Genomic DNA, 1,741 nt, shown 5'->3' with positions numbered 1-1,741 from the left:
TATAAGTATTTGCTGTGTAATTTTGAACTGATTAAATCATAAGTTTTGAACAAGCGGTAAAAAATATCAAGGTGTTTTTTATCAATTTATTCTGCCACTCTCAACTCCAACCTAAGCTTGGTGAATATAACGTCATCCTAGGTACTGGATCATTCGGGACAGTTATCGACCAAAACAACAACGATGTACAGCATGATGTTTATTTGAATGCTTGCAGACCGAAGGCCACCAAGGTACTTATGATTCAGTGCAGCGTTATGTTGGAATTTGAAATAAGTCCGTTTTACGTCCTAAATCCAAACTAACTTTTGTTCCCATGCTGTTGCCTGGAGATATGTGCTAGTTTTTCTGGAGTTATGAAACGGTAGAAATTTCAGGTGACATGCATCAAGTCAAAATTGCACATTTTCGTTTAGCCCATAGCTGTAAATGCTTTGTTGTTGCTTTTTCTATAGAAATACAGGAAAAGGTCATGGACACACATCAATGCGTTTTTCACTTCTTAGGTGGCATACCAAAACGAATGGTCTATGGCAATCAAGACCGTTGTAGATATCATTATGACAGGCAAGGAACGGCAATTTAACTGGTGTTTTATGGCACTTGGCGTACATTACCTATTTGATCCTGTTGCATGTACACCCACGTCAGGCTAGGAAGAAGGTTAAATCGAAAATCAGTTCGGCAATATTCGTGAATGGTTATTCATCCAATGTCTGAAATTTAATGATCATCATGAGTTCAATCATTGGCTGGAGTTGCGATATCAGAAGCTTGCCAAAAGATAGTACTCGATCATGAAACAATATCGGATAATGGATGTTTATGACATGGAAAATGCCATCTCATTACCATCCAGCAGCCATTTGATGGTTATATTCAGCATGTCTTACGCGTAAGCAACCGCCATCTGATTCACTGTGACCTCAACCGTTACAGTGTACCAGCCCAGTACGCCAGAAAAATTGTGCTCGTCCATGCCTATGCCGACCATATTAAAATGATTTATAAGCATCAGGTCAGCGTTGATTATCCCCGTCCGTTTGGACGTGATCATCTAGCATGTAAGCTTTGACAGAAACCTAGCGCAGTCCGTCATGGTGTCCCATTTTAGGAATTTCCGCCTGCCATACTCAAAGTCCGAGACAAAATACTGAAATATCCTAATGAAGATTATGCGTTTGTCATATTGTTGCTTGCAGTTAAGGAGTGTGGGTAAGAGCACTACAGGTTACTTGTGAACTGACCCTATAGTATGGTGCATTTCATCCATCGTAATGAATGAATTGCGGCATTTAATTTCTTCGACATCACCAGCCAATCTGGATCTGTCAGAACAGAATTGATTGCAACTACGTCATGAGCCTCAAGCCAATATTAATCGTTATGATAGCTTGTTAGGAGGCTGAACATGTTGAACAGTTTTAGTCAAAAATAACTTATGTGATTTACTGATGCATTCCATTGAAATGGCATGTAATAACCAAAAATCATAGTAAAATGGAAGAATATTTTTTAAAATGTAACTATAAAACAAAAATATATGAAAAAATAGTTCATTTTATAAATAAATAATAGAAAAATGGTATAAATATTTAGTAATTAATTTTGATCTTATTAAATAATGAATTTTGAACAAATGGTAAAAAATATGAAGGTTTTTCTTTATCAGTTTGTTCTGCCGTTCTCAACTCAAGCGAAAGAGTTGGCAAATGTGAAGACTAGGCTTAAACAATTAGAA

The 1,741-nt window shown here is 36.8% G+C and carries 2 protein-coding genes; both read left to right on the top strand.

The window, feature by feature from the left end:
• Positions 1-530: 530 nt before the first annotated feature.
• On the top strand, positions 531-656 hold the full coding sequence (locus GBI16_RS19080; RefSeq protein WP_265102679.1) for a hypothetical protein: 126 nt from the start codon (positions 531-533) through the stop codon (positions 654-656).
• 191 nt (positions 657-847) lie between these two features.
• On the top strand, positions 848-1,075 hold the full coding sequence (locus GBI16_RS19145) for a Mu transposase domain-containing protein (protein WP_404814622.1): 228 nt from the start codon (positions 848-850) through the stop codon (positions 1,073-1,075).
• Positions 1,076-1,741 lie beyond the last annotated feature (666 nt).

The organism is Acinetobacter sp. TUM15064 (assembly GCF_008980265.1).
Classification (GTDB): domain Bacteria; phylum Pseudomonadota; class Gammaproteobacteria; order Pseudomonadales; family Moraxellaceae; genus Acinetobacter.
This window is presented reverse-complemented; position numbering and strand designations above follow the sequence as displayed.

Coding starts and splice junctions, on each gene's coding strand:
- GBI16_RS19080 (WP_265102679.1), top strand. CDS start 531: ATGGCAATCAAGACCGTTGTAGATATCATTATGACAGGCAAGGAACGG.